The sequence below is a fragment of the Streptomyces sp. MA5143a genome, from assembly GCF_900290235.1.
Taxonomy (GTDB): domain Bacteria; phylum Actinomycetota; class Actinomycetes; order Streptomycetales; family Streptomycetaceae; genus Streptomyces.
Map to the genome: position 1 here is coordinate 37,351 of NZ_OLMK01000086.1, position 17,174 is coordinate 54,524.

Genomic DNA, 17,174 nt, shown 5'->3' on the forward strand with positions numbered 1-17,174 from the left:
GGCCGAGCGGTCCTGGAAGATTGGACTTTCAAGTAGACGAGATCATGGGCGGGTACCGACACCCCTGACCTCGCCCCGGGAGGTTAGGGGTGGGGTCAGGGGGCCGACGGCGGCCGGGCGACGGCCGCCGGCTGTTAGCGTCCGAGGACCGCCAGCCCCCAGCTTCCGGAGCCGACAGGTGACCGTGCAGACCGAGGACAGGGATCTGTGGATCCGCCGCTACCACCCCGCCGCCGACAGTGACGTGAGGCTGCTGTGCCTGCCGCACGCCGGGGGCTCGGCGAGCTTCTACTTCCCGGTGTCCCAGGCCCTGTCCCCACGGGTCGAGGTGCTCGCGGTGCAGTATCCGGGCCGGCAGGACCGGCGCCTGGAGCCGTGCGTCGAGACGATCCCCGAACTCGCCGACCGGCTGCTGCCGTTGGTCCTCGCGGAGGCGGACCGCCCGCTGGCGCTGTTCGGGCACAGCATGGGCGCGTCCCTCGCGTTCGAGCTGGCGGGCCTGCTGGAATCGCGGGCCGGGGTGGTGCCGGTGACGCTGTTCGCCTCCGGCCGACGCGCCCCTTCCCGGTTCCGGGTGGAGGACGACGTGCACCGGCGCGGCGACGAGGCGCTCCTCGCCGAGATCAAACGGCTGGCCGGCACCGACAGCCGCATCCTCGGCGACGACGAGGTACTGCGCATGGTCCTGCCCGCGATCCGCAGCGACTACCGTGCGGCCGAGCTGTACCGCCCCGAGCGGACACACCGTCTGACCTGCCCGATCACGGCCCTGGTGGGCGACACCGACCCCAAGGCCCCCGTGGACGACGTACGGGCCTGGCAGGACCACACGACGGGTCCCTTCGCCATGAAGACCTACCCCGGCGGCCACTTCTACCTGGTCGAGCAGGCACCCGAGGTCCTCCGGCAGATCACCGAGACCCTGACCGGCGTACGGCCGTCCGGCCCGGTCGAGCCCTGACGCCTGCCGACGGGAACCGTTCGCCGTCGAACAGGTGGGCGGAGGGCGGCGGGCCGGCGCCGACGTACTAGGGTCACCCGGTGACGAGTAGCGACACGGCGTGTGGCCAGGTTGTTCAGGGCAGCGGTTCGTCGGGGGAGGTCGGTGACTGGCGGGGGCGGTTGCGCCGCTTCGGGTACGTCGGGCGTCCGGGGGCCGACGTGCGGGAACGGCTGGTTCCGGCGTTCCCCGAGCCGGGGACCCGGCCGTGGGAGCGCCTCGGGCTCGGGGCGGTCACGGCACACCGGGTCGCGCACGCGATGGGCTGGCTCGGCCCGTTGCTCGTCACCGTCCTGGCGGGCGCCGTCCGCTTCTGGGACCTCGGCCGGCCGCGCGCCGTGATGTTCGACGAGACGTACTACGCCAAGGACGCCTGGTCCATGCTCCGGCTCGGGTACGAGGGCACCTGGCCGGACCGGAAGATCGCCGACCCGCAGATCCTGGCGGACCCTCAGGTGATCTCGTTGACCGATCCGGGGACCTTCGTCGCGCATCCACCCATGGGTAAGTGGGTCATCGCCGTCGGGGAGTGGATGTTCGGCCTCGACCCGTTCGGCTGGCGCTTCATGACGGCCGTCCTGGGCACGCTGTCGGTGCTGATGCTGTGCCGAATAGGACGCCGGCTGTTCCGGTCGACGCTGCTGGGATGTCTGGCCGGCGCGTTCATGGCGATGGACGGCCTGCACTATGTGATGAGCCGCTCCGCGCTCCTCGACATCATCGTGATGTTCTTCGTGCTCGCGGCGTTCGGCTGCCTCCTGGTCGACCGGGACCGTGCCCGGGCCCGCCTCGCGGCCGCCCTGCCGGTCGACGACGACGGCCGCGCGGCACCGGACGCGGACACCGCCGAACGCGCCGGGACCGGGCCGCGGCCCTGGCGCCTCGCGGCCGGCGTCTGTCTGGGCCTGGCCGCGTCCACCAAGTGGAACGGCCTGTACGTCCTGGTGTTCTTCGTGGCCCTGACCGTGCTGTGGGACGTCGCCGCCCGCCGTGTCGCGGGGGCCCGCCACCCCTACCGTGCGGTGCTCCGCAAAGACCTCGGCTGGTCGCTGCTGTCCGTCGTCCCCGTGGCGGTGGTGACGTACGTGCTCACCTGGACCGGCTGGTTCCTGTCCGACAAGGGATACGGACGGCACTGGGCGGACGACCGGGGCGGACTCTGGTCGTGGATCCCGGCGCCGCTGCGCAGCCTGTGGCACTACGAGTACGGCGTCTACGAGTTCAACGTGGGCCTGCACACGGCGCACAAGTACGAGTCGAACCCGTGGAGTTGGCTGGTCCTCGGCCGTCCCGTGCTGTTCCACTACCAGTCGCCGCGGCCCGGACAGGACGGCTGCGCCACGGCCGTCGACTGTTCACAGACGGTCCTCGCCCTCGGCACCCCGCTGCTGTGGTGGGCGGCGTGCCTGGCGCTCGGCTATCTGCTGTTCCGGTGGGCGCTGCGCCGCGACTGGCGGGCGGGCGCGGTGCTGTGCGGTGTCGGCGCGGGCTATCTGCCGTGGTTCCTGTACCAGGACCGGACCGTCTTCTCCTTCTACGCCGTGGTGTTCGTGCCGTTCCTGTGCCTGGCCGTCGCGATGACGGTGGGCGCGCTGCTCGGGCCGCCGGGCGCGGACGCCAACCGCCGCTCGGCGGGCGCGATCGTCGCCGGCGCCCTGGTGCTGCTCATCGCGTGGAACTTCATCTACTTCTACCCGCTGTACTCGGGCCAGACCATCCCGTACGAGGGCTGGCGGGGCAGGATGTGGCTCGACACCTGGATCTGACCGTCCGCCGCTCCACACACCGCCCCGGCCCGCCGAGCTCACACGTACTCGGTCGCCGCGTCCAGCAGCCAGTCCGCGAGATGGCCGGCGAAGGACGAGCGGACCAGGACCCAGAAACCGGCCCGGGGTTCGTCACGGGCGACCAGGACGACCTGGGTGCGGCCGAGGGTCGTCTGGGCGCAGCGGCCCGGAGGGAAGGCCCGCGGATGCAGGTCCAGGGGGCAGCCGTGGGCCAGGACGTCGCGGGCGCGGGGGCCGGCGACGAGGAGCGTGGTGCGCTGGGCGGAGACGTCGGTGACGGAGACCGGTTCGTCGCCTGCCGCCTCCCGGATCCGGGTCTCCAGGTCCCGCTCCCGGCCGGGCGGGGCCACCAGGAGCCATTCGTCGGGGCCGAGCCACAGCACCGTCGACTCACCGGCGCGGACGACGGTGTTGGGTTCGAGGGGCAGGGCCAGGTCCAGGGCGAGCCCCACGGCGTCGGCCGCCGGGCCCTTGGCGTCGAGGCGCACGTTCACCTGGGTGAGGAAGGGGAGTTCGGCGAGCCGGACCGCGCCGGCGGAGGAGCGGGTGGCGGCGGCCAGCCGGGCGGCGGCCCGGTCCAGGGGGCTGCGGGGCGTGGACGTGAGGACGGTGTCAGCCATCGCGGCGGGCTCCCTCGGGGTCGAAGAGGACGGGGCTCGCGACGGTCACGGGGACCAGCCGGTCGCCGACGGGGGCGTACAGCCGCTCGCCGATACGGTCCCGGCCGCCCTTGATCAGGGCGAGCGCGAAGGTCCGGCCGAGGGCGGCACTGCGGTAGCTGGAGGTGACATGACCGAGCATCGGGACGGGCGGCGCGGGGGGCACGCTGTCGGCGACCAGGTGGGTGCCCTCCGGGAGGAAGGTGCCGGGGTCCTCGGGGAGCAGGCCGACGAGCTGCTTGCGGTCGGGGCGGGCGGTGTCGGCGCGGGCGTAGGAGCGCTTGCCGATGAAGTCGGGCTTCTTCTTGGAGACCGCCCAGCCCATGCCGAGGTCCTGCGGGGTGACCGTGCCGTCGGTGTCCTGGCCGATGATGGGGTAGCCCTTCTCGGCGCGCAGCACGTGCATGGTCTCGGTGCCGTAGGGGGTGATGCCGTGCGGGGCACCGGCCTCGTACAGCGCCTCCCAGAGGGCGAGGGCCTCCCACGGTGACACGTTGATCTCGTAGGCCAGTTCGCCGGAGAAGCTGATCCGGCAGACGCGGGCCTCGATTCCGGCGACGGTCGTCTCCCGCCACGCCATGAACGGGAAGTCGTCGTTGGCGACGGCCAGGTCCGGTGCGAGGGAGCCGAGGACGTCGCGGGAGCGGGGGCCGACCAGGGCGACGGTGGCCCACTGCTCGGTCACCGAGGTGCAGTGGACGCGCAGGTCGGGCCACTCGGTCTGGAGCCACTCCTCCATCCAGTCGAGGACGGTGGCCGCGTTGCCCGTGGTCGTGGTGACCAGGAAGCGGTCCTGGGCGAGACGGATGACCGTGCCGTCGTCGAAGACCATGCCGTCCAGGCGGCACATCACGCCGTAGCGGATCATGCCGACCTTCAGGGTGCTCATCATGTTGGTGTAGAGCCGGTCGAGGAAGACGGCGGCGTCCGGGCCCTGGACGTCGATCTTGCCGAGGGTGGAGGCGTCCATGAAGGCGACGCCCTCGCGGGCGGCCCGGCACTCGCGCAGCACGGCGGTCTCCATGTCCTCGCCGCCCAGCGGGTAGTACCAGGGGCGCTTCCACTGGCCGACGTTCTCGAAGAGGGCGCCGTGCGCGACATGCCACTCGTGCAGGGCCGTCGTGCGGACCGGGTCGTGGAGGGCGCCCCGGTCGCGGCCCGCGAGGGCGGCGAAGGAGACGGGGGTGTACGGCGGCCGGAAGGTGGTCGTGCCGAGCGCGGAGACGTCCACGCCGAGCAGTTCGGCGACGACACCACTGGCGAGGACGCCGGACGTCTTGCCCTGGTCGTTGGCGGTGCCGGCGGTGGTGTACCGCTTGGTGTGCTCGACGGAGCGCATGCCGGCGCCGGTCGCGCGGGCCAGGTCGTCGACGGTGACGTCGCGTTGCAGGTCGACGAATCGGGGGGCGCCGTCGCGGCCGGGGACGGTGAACAGGTGCTGGGGCGGTGTCGGACGGGGCTGTGCGGGCACCTGCGGCAGGCGGGGCGTTTGTGCCGTGTAGCCCTCGGCCTCGATCGCGCGGGCACCTGCGGCGGCACCCTGCGCGAGGGCCCCGGCGAGGTCCGGTGTGCCGCTCGCGCCGCCCGCGACCTCGACGGCCTGACGGCAGGTGTCGGGGACGAAGGTGCCGAGGGCCTCGTCGTGGCGGAGCCTGCCGCCGGCCTGGCTGAACAGGTGCGCCACCGGGTTCCAGCCGCCGGACACCAGCAGCAGGTCGGCGGCGAACTCCCGTCCGCCCCCGGTCTCCCCGTACGGGGCGACGGTGACGGCGGTGAGCCGGGGGTCGCCGTCGGTGCCGATGACGGCGTGGCCGGTCAGCACCTCGATGCCGGCCTCGCGGGCACGCTCGGCCCACTCCCCCGCCTCGGGGCGGGTGTCGGCGATCGCCGCGACGTCCACGCCCGCCGCGGCGAGGTCCAGGGCGGCGGCGTAGGCGCTGTCGTTGGTGGTGAGGACGACCGCGCGCCGGCCGGGCAGGACGCCGTGGCGGTGCAGGTGGGCGCGGGCCGAGGCGGCCAGCATCACACCGGGGCGGTCGTTGTCCGCGAAGGCCAGGGAGCGCTCGTGGGCGCCGGTGGCGAGGACGACCCGGCGGGCGCGGATCCGCCAGACCCGCTCGCGGGAGACGTTCTCGGGGGCGGCCGCGCCGAGGTGGTTGGTGCGGCGCTCCACGGCGAGGAGGTGGTTGTCGTCGTAGTAGCCGAAGACGGTGGTACGGCTCAGGACGCGGACCTCGGGGGCGTTGCCGAGGCGGGCGGTGACCGTGTCGGCCCAGTCGAGGTGTTCGCCGGTGTCCAGGAGGCTGCCGCCGGGCTCGGGCCGGTCGTCGGCGAGGATGACGCGGGCGCCGCTTCCGGCGGCCGCCTCTGCCGCCGCGAGGCCGGCCGGGCCCGCGCCGACGATCAGCAGGTCGCAGTGGGCGTGGACGGCGTCGTAGCGGGCGGGGTCGGGGACGGTGGCGAGGCGGCCCTGGCCGGGGAGGCTACTCGCGACAAGGCCGTCGTACAGCTCGACGGCGGTGGCGGGCAGCATGGGCTCGGGGAAGGGCTCCTGGATCTGGACGACCGCGTTGGGTTCCTCGACCCCGGCGGAGAAGATGCCGCGGGGGCGGCCGAGCTTGATGCTGGTGCCCGCCTGGATGACGCCGTTGGCGAGGAGCGCGGAGGCGAGGGTGTCGCCTCGGAAGCCGCGGTACTCGGTGCCGTCGAAGGTGAAGGTGAGGGGGGTGTCGCGGTCGATCCGGCCGCGGGTCGCGTGGCGGAACGGCTGGGTCGTCTCGCCCCCGCCGCCCCTACCCGTCCCCTCCTGAAGGGGCTCCGCCCCTTCGAACCCGGCGGGGGCTTCGCCCCCCGCACCCCCGCGGCGGTGGTCATTCGACTGCGGGCTGGTGGGGGCTGGTCGCGCCCCGCGGCGGAGCCGCATATCGGCACAGCCCCGCGCCCCTTCTGGGGCCGCCGCCCCGGACCCCGCTGAAAACACCGGCCTCGGCCCCACAGGTGCCGGGCGTTCCTCGCCCGCCCGGTACACCGTCAGGATCTCGTTGGTCGAGGTGTCGCGGACGGCGTTGAACCAGCGGCGGCAGCCCGCCGCGTGGCTCCAGCGTTCGGCGAAGGGGCCCTTGGGGTTGTCGCGGAAGAAGAGGTAGCGCGCCCACTCCTCGTCGGTGAGGGCCGACGGGTCCTCGGGGTAGGGGACGTGGGCCTGACCGCCGTAGTGGAACTCGGCCTCGTCGCGGGGCCCGCACCACGGGCAGGGGATGAGCAGCATGGTTCGGCTCCCAAGTGGTCCAGTGGTCCAGCGGTCCTAGTGGGCCACCGCGGCCGCGCCGTGCTCGTCGACGAGCGCGCCGGTGGTGAAACGGTCGAGCGAGAAGGGGGCGTTGAGGGGGTGGGGGGTGTCGTGGGCGATGGTGTGGGCGTAGACCCAGCCGACACCGGGGGTGGCCTTGAAGCCGCCCGTGCCCCAGCCGCAGTTGAGGTAGAGGTTGTCGACCGGGGTGAGGCCGATGATCGGCGAGGCGTCGGGGCTGACGTCGACGATGCCGCCCCAGGTGCGCAGGACGTGGGCGCGGGCGAAGACCGGGAAGAGTTCCAGGGCCGCCGACATCTGTTCCTCGATGATGTGGAAGGCGCCGCGCTGTGTGTACGCGTTGTAGGAGTCGATGCCCGCGCCCATCACCAGCTCGCCCTTGTGGGCCTGGCTGACGTACACATGGACCGCGTTGGACATCACGACCGTCGGGTGGACCGGTTCCAGCAGCTCGGAGACGAGTGCCTGCAAGGGGTGGCTCTGGAGGGGCAGTTCGATGCCCGCCATGGCCGCCAGCACCGAGGTGTGGCCGGCCGAGCAGAGGGCGACCTTGCCGGCCGCGATGGGGCCCAGGTTGGTCCGGACGCCGACCACGCGGTTGCCGACCACGTCGAGGCCGGTGACCTCGCAGTTCTGGATGATGTCGATGCCGGCCGCGTCGGCGGAGCGGGCCAGGCCCCACGCGACGTGGTCGTGCTTGGCGATGCCGGCGCGGGGCTGGTAGGTGCCGCCGAGGACCGGATAGCGCACGTCGGGCGAGGTGTTGACGATCGGGCAGACGTCCTTCACCCCGTCCGCGTCCAGCCACTCGGCGTCGACGCCGTTGAGGCGGTTCGCCTCCACGCGGCGCACGCTGTCGCGGACGTCCTGGAGGCTGTGGGCGAGGTTCAGCACACCGCGCTGGGAGAAGAGGATCGGGTAGTCGAGTTCGTCCGCCAGCCCTTCCCAGAGCTTGAGGGCGTGCTCGTAGATGCCGGCGCTCTCGTCCCACAGGTAGTTGGAGCGGATGATCGTGGTGTTGCGGGCCATGTTGCCGCCCGCGAGCCAGCCCTTCTCCAGCACGGCGACCTTGGTGATGCCGTGGTTCTTCGCGAGGTAGTGGGCGGTGGCGAGGCCGTGTCCGCCGCCGCCGACGACGATCACGTCGTAGGACCGCTTCGGTTCCGGTGTGCGCCACAGCCAGTCGGGGTGCTCGGGGAGTTCGGCGCCGGGGGTACGGGGGCTCATCGGACGGCTCCGTCCACGGGAAGGGACAGGTTCATACGGGGTTCGCGTTCCTCTCGGCGGCCTCGACCACATTGGCGAGGAGCATCGCCCGTGTCATGGGGCCGACGCCGCCGGGCATCGGCGCGAGCCGGCCGGCCACCTCGGCGGCGTCCGGGTGCACATCGCCGACCAGCCCGTCGTCGGTGCGGGTGATACCGACGTCCAGGACGGCCGCGCCGGGGCGCAGCATGTCCTTGGTGATCAGTCCGGGCGAGCCGGCCGCGGCGACGACGATCTCCGCCTCGCGGACATGCCGGGCCAGGCCCTTGGTCCCGGTGTGGCAGAGGGTGACGGTGGCGTTCTCCGACCGGCGGGTGAGGAGGAGGCCGAGGGGGCGGCCGACCGTGATGCCGCGTCCGACGACGCAGACCCGGGCGCCGGCTACGGGGACGTCGTACCGGCGGAGCAGTTCGACGATGCCGCGCGGGGTGCAGGGCAGGGGTGCCGTCTCGCCGAGGGTGAGCCGGCCGAGGTTCACGGGGTGGAGTCCGTCGGCGTCCTTGGCCGGGTCCATCCGCTCCAGGACGGCGCCCGCGTCCAGGTGGCGGGGCAGCGGCAGCTGGACGATGTAGCCGGTGCAGGCGGGGTCCGCGTTGAGTTCGTCGATGACGTCCTCGACCTGCCGCTGGGTGGCGTCGGCGGGCAGTTCCCGGCGGAGGGAGGCGATGCCCACCTCGGCGCAGTCCCGGTGCTTGCCGGCGACGTAGGCGCGGCTGCCGGGGTCGTCCCCGACCAGCACCGTGCCGAGCCCGGGCGGGCGACCGCCGTCGGCGGTCAGCTTGGCGACTCGTTCGGCGAGTTCACGGCGGACGGCGGCGGCGGTCGCCTTCCCGTCAAGCGTCTGTGCGGTCACGGTGACCCCTCACCCACGCAGCCGGGACATCGACGGGTCGAACAGCGGCTCCTCGGCCACGACTGCCTCCACACGCTGGTCGAAGTAGCCGATGTGCACGGTCGTCCCGGGCACCGCCACCTCCGTCGGCAGCCAGGCGTAGGCGATGCCCTTGCCGATGGTGTAGCCGTACGCGGCGCTGGTGACGTACCCGACGGCGCGGTCGCCGTCGTACACGGGCTCCTTGCCCATGACGACCGAGCGGGGGTCGTCGATGGTGAGGCAGGTCAGCCTGCGCCGCACGTCCTCCTTGCGGCGCTCCAGCGCGGCCTTCCCGATGAAGTCGCCCTTGTCGAGCTTGACGGCGAAGCCGACACCGGCCTCGTAGGGGTCGTGCTCGTACGTCATGTCGGTGCCGAAGGAGCGGTAGCCCTTCTCCAGGCGCAGGCTGTTGAAGGCCCCGCGGCCGGCGATGATGCCGCCGAGCGGCCGGGCCGCCGCCCAGAGGGTGTCCCACAGCTTCTGGCCGAGGTCGGCGGTGGTGTAGAGCTCCCAGCCGAGTTCACCGACGTACGACAGGCGCATGGCGGTCACGGGCACGGAGCCGATGTGGGCGCGCTTGGCGCGGAAGTACTTCAGGCCGTCGTTGGTGAAGTCCTCGTCGGTGAGCGCCTGGAGGACCTTGCGGGCCAGCGGGCCCCACAGGCCGACGCAAGCGGTGCCGGGGGTGATGTCACGGACCTGGACCGTGCCGTCGGCGGGGAGGTGCCGGCCGAACCAGTCGAGGTCGAGGTTGCCGTTGGCGCCGACCTGGAAGAGGTCGCGGCCCAGGCGGGCGACGGTGATGTCGCTGCGGATGCCGCCGTCGTGGTCGAGGAGCAGGGTGTAGGTCACCGAGCCGACGGACTTGGCGACCTTGCTGGTGGTCAGCCGCTCCAGGAAGTCGGCGGCGCCGGGGCCGGTGACCTCCAGGCGCTTGAGGGCCGTCATGTCGTACATCGCGACCGTCTCACGGGTGACCTGCGCCTCCGCGCCGACGATCGGCGACCAGAACTGCGCCGCCCAGTCGTTCGGGGTGGGGATGCTGCGGCCCTCGACGAGGGACGCGTTCGCCTCGTACCACTGCGGGCGCTCCCAGCCGTTCGCCTCCAGGAAGAACGCGCCGTGCTCCTCCTGGCGTGCGTGGAAGGGGCTCCTGCGGATCGGGCGGGGCTCTCCGGAGGGCTGGAGGGGGTGGAGGATGTCGTAGACCTCGACGAAGTTCCGGCAGTCGCGGGCCAGCACGTACTCGGGGCTGAGCTGGTGCGGCTCGAAGCGGTTGACGTCGCACTCGTGCAGGTCGAACGACGAGCAGTGGCCGTCGACGAGCCACTCGGCCATGGCCCGGCCGACGCCCGCGGAGTGGGTGACCCACACGGCCTCGGCGACCCAGAACCCCTTGACGTCGGGGGACTCGCCGAGGAGCGGGAAATTGTCGGTGGTGAAGGAGAACAGGCCGTTGATGCCCTCCTCGACCTTCGCCTCCTTCGTCGCCGGGAGCAGCGACTGGGTCTCGGTCCAGGCGTCCGCGAAGTCGTCCTCGGTGAACTTCAGGACCGAGGGCATCGGCTGCGCGTCGTCGAAGGAGCGGATGTCGTCGGCGGAGATCGGCATCGGGCGGTGGCCGTAGTAGCCGATGCCGATGCCGTCGAACCGGTCGCGGTAGTAGAGGTCGGCGTCCTGGTGCCGCAGGATCGGGCGGACCGCCTCCTCGGTCTGGCCGGCCAGGGCCGGTACGGGGCCGGTCCAGGCGAGCTGATGGGCGAGCGGGGTGAGCGGGAGGTTCATGCCGGCCATGCGGGCGATGCGCGGGCCCCAGATGCCGGCGCAGCACACCACGATGTCGGCCTCCAGGTCGCCCTGGTCGGTGCGGACGCCCGTCACCCGGCCGTCGGTCCGGAGGATGTCCAGGACCTCGTGGCGGGCGAGGAAGCGTACGCCGCGCTCGGTGGCCCGGCGAATCTGCGCCTCGACGGCGAGGACGGCCTTGGCGAGGCCGTCCGTCGGGACGAGGAGGCCGCCGAGGACCCGGTCGGGGTCGACGAGCGGGTGCTGCTCGACGCACTCCTCGGCGGTCAGCAGCCGGGCCTCGATGCCCCAGGCGGTGACCCAGCCGTGACGGCGGTGCAGTTCGGTCAGGCGTTCGGGGGTGGTGGCCACTTCGAGGCCGCCGACCTGGAGGAAGCAGGGCTTGCCGTCGACGTCGAGGGAGCAGAACTTCTCGACGGTGTAGCGGGCCAGCTCCGTCATGGTCTTGGAGGAGTTCGTCTGGAAGACCAGGCCCGGGGCGTGCGACGTGGAGCCCCCGGTGGCGGGGAGCGGCCCCTGGTCGACCACGGTCACTTCGGTCCAGCCGCGCGCGGAGATCTCGTCCGCGAGTGCCGCGCCAACGACGCCCGCTCCGATGATGACCACTCGGGGTCCCGCCATCGCCGCACCTCCGATTGAAAACGAGTCCAGCCGGTTCAGTTGCTGTCTGCGCAACGTGGTTCAGGTTGCGCAACTCAATGTGCCTGTCGCGAGGAGGGGGTGTCAAGGGGTCCGTGACGTCGGAAAACGGCCTTCGGAAAGGGCCCGGGAACGGCGAAGCCCGGCGGGCGGCGCACCCCTGTGCACGCCGCCCGCCGGGCTCGTCCGACCGGTCTTCCGACCTCGCTACTCGATCACTTGATCCAGGCGTCCACCTTGGCGCGGTTGGCCTCGACCCACTTCTTCGCCGCCGCCTCCGGCGCCATCTTGTCCACGGCGATGTACTTGGCCACGGTGTTCTGGTCGTCGTTCGTCCAGGTGAAGTTCTTGACCAGGTTGTACGCCGGGCTGTCCGACTTGGCGAACTTCGTGCTGACGATCTTGTCCAGTTCGTAGACGGGGTAGTCGCAGGCGACCTTCTCCGCGTCGGCGTCACAGCCGGTCTTGTACTCCGGCAGCTTCACCTTTACCAGGGGCACCTCGGACATGAACCACTGCGGCTCGTAGAAGTAGCCGATCACCCATTCCTTGTTCTTCTCCGCCTTGCGGAAGGTCTGGATGAGCGCGGTCTCGCTGCCCGCGTACACCACCTTGAAGTCCAGCTTCAGGTTCTTCACCAGGGCCTCGTCGTTGGTGACGAACGACGGGTCGCCGTCGAGGAGCTGGCCCTTGCCGCCGGACTCGGAGGTCCTGAACTTGTCGGCGTACTTGTTCAGGTTCTTCCAGTCGGTGATGTCGGGGTGCTCCTTGGCGAGCCACGGCGGCACGTACCAGCCGATCAGCCCCTTGTTGCCGGTGGCACCGGCCTCGACGGCCGTCTTCTGGTCGGTGATGTACTTCTTCTTCAGATCGTCGTGGCCCCAGTTCTCGATGACGGCGTCGACCTCACCCGTCCCGAAGCCCTGCCAGGCGATCTCCTCCTTCAGGTCCTTCTTGGTGACCTTGCAGCCGAGGTCGTGCTCCGCGACGTACGCGACGACCGCCGCGTTGGCCTCGTAGCCCACCCACGGGTTCACGGCGAGGTTGAAGGCGCCGCACTTCCCGGAGCCGCCCGAACCGCCCGAGCCCGCCGATTCCTCACCGACCTTCGCGCCGCCGCAGGCGGTCAGGGCGAGCCCGAGGACGGCCGCTCCGGCCACGCCGGCTCTCCACTGTCGTACTTGTGTTGCCATGGTCAGTGCTCCTTACGCGCTCACGCGTCGCGCCGCGGCCTGAGTGATCCGGTCGAACATGACTCCGAGCAGGACGATGGCGAACCCGGCCGCCAGGCCCTTCCCGTACAGCTGCCCCTGGGAGAATCCGGCCACGACGTCGTGGCCGAGGGCGCCCGCTCCTACCAGGCCGCCCACGACAACCATCGACAGCACGTAGATCAGGCCCTGATTGGTCGCGAGCGTCAGGGCACTGCGTGACATCGGCAGTTGAACCTTGGTGATGATCTGCCAGGTGTTGCACCCGGCGGAGGTGGCCGCCTCGACGGTGGCCTCCGGCACGGCCCGCACCCCATCCGCGATGATCTTGATGGCGACGGGTGCCGCGTAGACGATCGCGGCGACGATGGCCGTGAAGCGGGTCGCCCCGAACAGCGCGAGGAACGGCACGAGGTAGACGAACGGCGGCATGACCTGCGCCGCGTCGAGGGTCGGCCGCAGCACCCGGTCCACGAGGAGGCTGCGCCCCATCCACACCCCGAAGGCCATGCCGAGCACCATCACGAGCACGGTCGCCACGAGGGTGGAGGCCAGCGTCGTCATCGCGTCCGACCACAGGCCCGTCCCGACCAGCAGAGCCACGCAGACGGCGGCGACGGCACCGGCCCGCCATCCGCCGAGCACCACGCCGAGCGCGATCAGCACGGCGGCGACGAGCCACCACGGCGAGTCGGTGAGCAGCGACTGGAACGGGTTGAGCAGACCGTAGCTGATGGCGTCGCGGAAGGCGTTGGTGAGGCCGGAGAGGCCGTCCTGCACCCAGGTCGTGGTGGTGTCGGCCGCCTTCGCGATGGAGCTGCCGGTCGTGCCCTCGCCGGGGAACTCCGCCGCCCACACATAGGTGTGCGACAGGTAGACGAGGACGGCCGCGACCGTACCGCCCGCGGCCAGCAGCGGCCGCCGCCAGGTCGTGAACCGGCCGCCGGCGTGCCGGGCCGCCTCCTGACGGGCGCTCGCCGCGGTGGTCACCCGGTCGAGGACGATCGCCATGACGACGATGGCGAGGCCCGCGTTGAAGGCGGTGCCCACGTCGAGTGACTCCAGGGCCTGCATGACGGTCTTGCCGAGGCCGGGCGCGTCGATCAGGGCGGCGATCGTCACCATGGCCAGGGCGGCCATGATCGACTGGTTGACGCCCATCACCACGGTCCGCTTGGACATCGGCAGCAGCACCTTCAGCAGTGCCTGCCGCCGGGTCGCGCCGAGCGAGTCGGCCGCCTCGACGGTGGTCTCGGGGACGGACCGGATGGCGTGCGCGGTGATCCGGATGGCGGGCGGCGCCGCGTAGATGACGGTGGCGATGGTGGCCGAGGCACCGCCGATGAGGAAGAACAGCGTCAGCGGGGCCAGGTAGACGAAGGTCGGCATCGTCTGCATGAAGTCCAGGAAGGGCGTCACGATCCGGTTGAACCGGTCGGAGAGCCCTGCCCACACACCGAGCGGGATCGCGAACAGCAGCGCCACGAGGACCGCGGAGACGGTGAGGGCCAGGGTGTCCATGCTCTCCTGCCACAGCCCCTGGAGCCCGAAGAAGGTGAAGCCGGCCACGGCCAGCAGCGCCACCCGCCAGTTGCCCACGGCCCAGGAGACATAGCCGACGACGCCGACGACGCCGAGCCAGCCGATCTGCGGGAGGGGACGGCCGGCGGACGGCTGGGAGATCAGCTCCTGGACGAAGGTCACCAGGGTGTCGATGACCAGCCGGATCTCATTGAAGAAGTAGAGGAAGAGCGGGTTGGAGTTGCGGTTGGCGCCGATGGAGTCGTTGAGGTCGTTGATCCAGCGGTGCAGATCCGTGAGGTCCGCCGCGGCGAGGGTCAGGGTCTGCCTGCCGCGCAGCAGGGCGAAGAGCACCAGCCAGACGACGACGATCGCCGCGACGGCGGTGCCGCGTCCGACTTTCCGTGTGCGGGCGCCTGGCGCGGCGGCCGGGGGGACGGCATCGGTCTTCAGCGGGGGTTCGGGCTTCTGCGGTTGTTCCGGCTTCTCCACGGCGACGGTCATCACACGCCGCCTTCCTGCCCGGCGACCACCGCGAGGATCTCCTCGTCGCCGACGATGCCGAGCAGTTCGCCGTTCTCGACGACCTTGACCGGCTTGTCGGCCGCCAGCACCGCGCGGGTCGCCTCGCGGACCACGACGTCCGGGCCCAGCTCGGGGCCGTCCAGGGCGTCGCCGTCGGCGACCGGCCGCATGATCCACCGCAGGGTGAGCACATCGCCGCGCGGGACGTCCTTGACGAATTCGCGGACGTAGTCGTCGGCGGGGGCGCCCACCAGCTCGTCGCCGGTGCCGCACTGGACCATCTTGCCGTCCCGCATGATGAGGATGCGGTCGCCGAGTTTGAGCGCCTCGGAGAGGTCGTGGGTGATGAAGACCATCGTCTTGCCGACCTCGTGGTGCAGCCGGATGACCTCGTTCTGCATGTCGCGGCGGATCAGCGGGTCGAGCGCCGAGAACGGCTCGTCGAAGAAGAGGACGTCCGGGTCGCCGGCGAGCGCCCGGGCGAGGCCGACGCGCTGTTGCATACCGCCGGAGAGCTGGTCGGGGTAGGAGTTCTCGTAGCCGGAGAGGCCGACGAGTTCGACGACCTCCAGGGCCCGTCTGGTCCGCTCCGCCTTGCTCATGCCGCGGATCTCCAGGCCGAACGCCACGTTGTCGACGACCCGGCGGTGCGGCAGCAGCCCGAAGTGCTGGAAGACCATGGAGAACTTGCTCCGCCTGAGGTCCCGCAGGCGCCTGGCGTCCGCCTCACGGATGTCCTCTCCCTCGAAGACGAGCTCCCCGGAAGTGGGCTCGATCAGGCGGGTGAGACATCGCACCAGGGTGGACTTGCCGGAGCCGGACAGGCCCATGACGACGAAGACCTCGCCCTTGCGGACGTCGAAGTTCACGTCGCGCACGGCCGCGGTGCATCCGGTGCGGTCCATGAGCTCACGGCGGGTGAGGCCGCACAGCTCCTCCGACTCCGGCACCCGGTCTGCCTTCGGCCCGAACACCTTCCACAGCCGGCGCACGGATATGACCGGGGTACCGTCCGAGTCCTGAGGTGTGCCGCGCCGCTGCGGTACCTCGGTCTGCGTTGGGGTCACGATCGACCTCTTTTCGGCGTTCAGCCGCGGAACCAGTGCTGCGGCCGGGGTTGGATGTTCTGCCAGATGTGCTTGGGCTCTCGGTACTCGTTCAGGCCGGTCGGTCCCAGCTCCCGGCCCACGCCCGAGTGCCCGAAGCCACCCCATTCCGCTTGCGGCACATAGGGGTGGTAGTCGTTGATCCACACCGTGCCGTGGCGCAGCCTGCGGGCGACCCGCTGGGCCTTGCCCGCGTCCTGCGTCCAGACGGCTCCGGCGAGTCCGTACTCGGTGTCGTTGGCGATGCGCACGGCGTCGTCCTCGTCGGTGAACCGCTCCACCGTGAGCACGGGCCCGAAGGACTCCTCGTGCACCACGCGCATGTCCTGCCGGCACTCGTCGAGCACGGTCGGCGGGTAGAACCAGCCGTTCGCGAGGGCCGGGTCGGTGGGCCGTTCGCCGCCGCACCGCAGGACGGAGCCCTCGGCGAGGCCCGCCGCGACGTACGCCTCGACCTTCTCCCGGTGCTGTGCGGAGATCAGCGCGCCGGTCTCGGCCTCGTCGTCGAAGGGCCCGCCGAGCCGGATGAGCCGGGCCCGGCGGACGATCTCGTCGACGAGGCGGTCGTGCAGGGAGTCCTCGACGATCAGCCGGGCGCCGGCCGAGCAGACCTGCCCCGAGTGCAGGAAGACGGCCGTGAGCGCGAAGTCCACAGCCGTCTCGAAGTCGGCGTCGGCGAAGATCACGTTGGGGTTCTTGCCGCCGAGTTCGAGCGCCACCTTCTTCACGGTCGCGGCGGCGGTGGCCATGATCCGTCTGCCGGTGCCCAGTCCCCCGGTGAAGGAGACCATGTCGACCCTCGGGTCCTCGGAGAGCGGGGCGCCCACCTCGGGGCCGGTGCCGAGGACGAGGTTGGCGGCCCCGGCCGGGAGCCCGGCCTCCGCCAGCGCCCGCATCAGCAGGATCGAGGTGGAGGGGGTCAGCTCGCTGGGCTTCAGGACGACCGTGTTGCCGGCGAGGAGCGCCGGGGCGACCTTCCAACTGGCTTGCAGGAGCGGGTAGTTCCAGGGGGTGATGAGTCCGCAGACGCCGATCGGCTCGTACACCACACGGCTGACGGCGTCGTCGCGTCCGGTGTCGATCACCCGGCCGGCGTCGGTGCCGCCGAGACCGCCGTAGTAGCGGAAGCAGGAGACGACGTCGGCGATGTCGTACTCGCTCTCCACCAGCCGCTTCCCGGTGTCCAGCGACTCGGCGCGGGCGAATTCCTTCGCGTCGCGTTCGATGATGTCGGCCGTGCGCAGCAGCAGTGCGCCGCGCTCCCGCTCGGGGGTGTGCGGCCACGGTCCCTCGTCGAAGGCGGCACGGGCCGCCGCGATCGCCGCCTCGGTGTCGGATCGGGTGCCTTCCGAGACGGTCGCGGCGAGCGAGCCGTCAGCGGGGCAGCGGATCTCCCGTCGCCCTCCGGCCACCGGATCCCGCCACGTCCCCGCCACATACAGGTCTGCCACTCGCCAAGCCCTTCAGCTG

The 17,174-nt window shown here is 71.6% G+C and carries 11 protein-coding genes; 2 read left to right on the forward strand and 9 right to left on the reverse strand.

What is annotated here, in order from left to right; translation table 11 throughout:
* The first annotated feature begins 178 nt into the window (after positions 1 to 178).
* Positions 179 to 961 (forward strand): thioesterase II family protein, encoded by a 783-nt coding sequence (locus SMA5143A_RS31910; protein ID WP_107466330.1) that lies wholly within the window; start codon positions 179 to 181, stop codon positions 959 to 961.
* Between the two features lie 80 nt (positions 962 to 1,041).
* Positions 1,042 to 2,766 (forward strand): dolichyl-phosphate-mannose--protein mannosyltransferase, encoded by a 1,725-nt coding sequence (locus SMA5143A_RS31915; protein ID WP_181362094.1) that lies wholly within the window; start codon positions 1,042 to 1,044, stop codon positions 2,764 to 2,766.
* Positions 2,767 to 2,804: 38 nt separating this feature from the next.
* Here SMA5143A_RS31915 and SMA5143A_RS31920 read toward each other — a convergent pair whose 3' ends face one another.
* The 9 genes from SMA5143A_RS31920 to SMA5143A_RS31960 form a co-directional block, all read right to left on the reverse strand.
* Positions 2,805 to 3,407: a sarcosine oxidase subunit gamma gene (locus SMA5143A_RS31920; RefSeq protein ID WP_107466331.1), complete on the reverse strand. Its 603-nt coding sequence runs from the start codon at positions 3,405 to 3,407 to the stop codon at positions 2,805 to 2,807.
* Positions 3,400 to 6,714: a sarcosine oxidase subunit delta family protein gene (locus tag SMA5143A_RS31925; protein ID WP_107466332.1), complete on the reverse strand. Its 3,315-nt coding sequence runs from the start codon at positions 6,712 to 6,714 to the stop codon at positions 3,400 to 3,402. Before SMA5143A_RS31925 ends, SMA5143A_RS31920 begins: the two co-directional genes overlap by 8 nt.
* Positions 6,715 to 6,750: 36 nt before the next feature.
* Positions 6,751 to 7,983 (reverse strand): sarcosine oxidase subunit beta family protein, encoded by a 1,233-nt coding sequence (locus SMA5143A_RS31930; protein ID WP_107466333.1) that lies wholly within the window; start codon positions 7,981 to 7,983, stop codon positions 6,751 to 6,753.
* A 31-nt stretch (positions 7,984 to 8,014) separates the two neighbouring features.
* Positions 8,015 to 8,875 carry a bifunctional methylenetetrahydrofolate dehydrogenase/methenyltetrahydrofolate cyclohydrolase gene (locus SMA5143A_RS31935; protein WP_107466334.1) on the reverse strand — a complete coding sequence of 287 codons (861 nt, stop codon included), beginning with the start codon at positions 8,873 to 8,875 and terminating at the stop codon, positions 8,015 to 8,017.
* 9 nt (positions 8,876 to 8,884) lie between these two features.
* On the reverse strand, positions 8,885 to 11,323 hold the full coding sequence (locus SMA5143A_RS31940) for a GcvT family protein (protein ID WP_107466335.1): 2,439 nt from the start codon (positions 11,321 to 11,323) through the stop codon (positions 8,885 to 8,887).
* Positions 11,324 to 11,556: 233 nt separating this feature from the next.
* Positions 11,557 to 12,534 (reverse strand): ABC transporter substrate-binding protein, encoded by a 978-nt coding sequence (locus SMA5143A_RS31945; protein WP_107466336.1) that lies wholly within the window; start codon positions 12,532 to 12,534, stop codon positions 11,557 to 11,559.
* 12 nt (positions 12,535 to 12,546) lie between these two features.
* Entirely contained in the window at positions 12,547 to 14,577 is a 2,031-nt protein-coding gene (locus SMA5143A_RS31950) for an ABC transporter permease (RefSeq protein ID WP_107466337.1), read from the reverse strand.
* On the reverse strand, positions 14,577 to 15,665 hold the full coding sequence (locus SMA5143A_RS31955; RefSeq protein WP_107466338.1) for a quaternary amine ABC transporter ATP-binding protein: 1,089 nt from the start codon (positions 15,663 to 15,665) through the stop codon (positions 14,577 to 14,579). The genes SMA5143A_RS31950 and SMA5143A_RS31955 overlap by 1 nt, the downstream gene beginning before the upstream one ends.
* Before the next feature lie 20 nt (positions 15,666 to 15,685).
* Positions 15,686 to 17,155, reverse strand: coding sequence for an aldehyde dehydrogenase family protein (locus tag SMA5143A_RS31960; protein ID WP_107466339.1), 1,470 nt, complete (start codon positions 17,153 to 17,155; stop codon positions 15,686 to 15,688).
* Positions 17,156 to 17,174 lie beyond the last annotated feature (19 nt).

Bases quoted from the DNA above. Each gene is read 5' to 3' on its own strand.
- SMA5143A_RS31920 (WP_107466331.1), bottom strand. From the start codon at position 3,407: ATGGCTGACACCGTCCTCACGTCCACGCCCCGCAGCCCCCTGGACCGG.
- SMA5143A_RS31925 (WP_107466332.1), bottom strand. From the start codon at position 6,714: ATGCTGCTCATCCCCTGCCCGTGGTGCGGGCCCCGCGACGAGGCCGAG.
- SMA5143A_RS31930 (WP_107466333.1), bottom strand. From the start codon at position 7,983: ATGAGCCCCCGTACCCCCGGCGCCGAACTCCCCGAGCACCCCGACTGG.
- SMA5143A_RS31940 (WP_107466335.1), bottom strand. From the start codon at position 11,323: ATGGCGGGACCCCGAGTGGTCATCATCGGAGCGGGCGTCGTTGGCGCG.
- SMA5143A_RS31945 (WP_107466336.1), bottom strand. From the start codon at position 12,534: ATGGCAACACAAGTACGACAGTGGAGAGCCGGCGTGGCCGGAGCGGCC.
- SMA5143A_RS31950 (WP_107466337.1), bottom strand. From the start codon at position 14,577: ATGACCGTCGCCGTGGAGAAGCCGGAACAACCGCAGAAGCCCGAACCC.